General features: G+C 66.9%; 1 protein-coding gene. It reads left to right on the top strand.

The window, feature by feature from the left end:
• Nucleotides 1-1,044: crotonyl-CoA carboxylase/reductase (gene ccrA / locus IE134_RS33955; protein WP_098020687.1), on the top strand; the 1,044-nt coding region annotated here is incomplete at both ends.

Here is a 1,044-nt window from a genome sequence, read left to right as displayed (position 1 = left end):
CTTCCTGGAGCGTTACGGGAAGTTGAGCGAGCTCACCAAGCGTCATGATCTGCCGTATCACGTGATCGGCTCGGACCTGGCGGGTGTCGTGCTGCGTACCGGCCCCGGTGTGAATGCCTGGAATCCGGGTGACGAGGTCGTGGCGCACTGCCTGTCGGTGGAGCTGGAGTCCTCCGACGGTCACAACGACACGATGCTCGACCCCGAGCAGCGGATCTGGGGCTTCGAGACGAACTTCGGTGGTCTGGCGGAGATCGCGCTGGTGAAGTCCAACCAGCTGATGCCGAAGCCGAAGCACCTCAGCTGGGAGGAGGCCGCGGCCCCGGGCCTGGTCAACTCGACCGCGTACCGTCAGCTCGTCTCGCGTAACGGCGCGGGGATGAAGCAGGGTGACAACGTGCTGATCTGGGGCGCGAGCGGCGGGCTCGGCTCCTACGCCACCCAGTTCGCGCTGGCCGGCGGCGCCAACCCGATCTGTGTCGTCTCCTCCCCCGAGAAGGCCGAGATCTGCCGGAAGATGGGCGCGGAGGCGGTCATCGACCGCAACGCCGAGGGTTACAGGTTCTGGAAGGACGAGCGCACCCAGGACCCCAAGGAGTGGAAGCGCTTCGGCAAGCGTATCCGCGAGTTCACCGGCGGCGAGGACATCGACATCGTCTTCGAGCACCCGGGCCGTGAGACGTTCGGCGCCTCGGTCTACGTCACCCGCAAGGGCGGCACGATCACGACCTGCGCCTCGACCTCGGGCTACATGCACGAGTACGACAACCGCTACCTGTGGATGTCCCTCAAGCGGATCATCGGCTCGCACTTCGCGAACTACCGCGAGGCGTGGGAGGCCAACCGCCTCATCGCCAAGGGCAAGATCCACCCCACGCTCTCCAGGACGTACTCCCTGGAGGACACCGGGCAGGCCGCGTACGACGTCCACCGCAACCTCCACCAGGGCAAGGTCGGCGTCCTCGCCCTGGCCCCCCGCGAGGGCCTGGGCGTCCGCGACCAGGAAATGCGCGAGCAGCACATCGACGCCATCAACCGCTTCCG

It is taken from the genome of Streptomyces rubiginosohelvolus (assembly GCF_014649875.1).
Lineage (GTDB): Bacteria > Actinomycetota > Actinomycetes > Streptomycetales > Streptomycetaceae > Streptomyces > Streptomyces rubiginosohelvolus.
The sequence above is the reverse complement of the archived record's forward strand: the minus strand, read 5'-3'. Positions and strand labels throughout refer to the sequence as shown.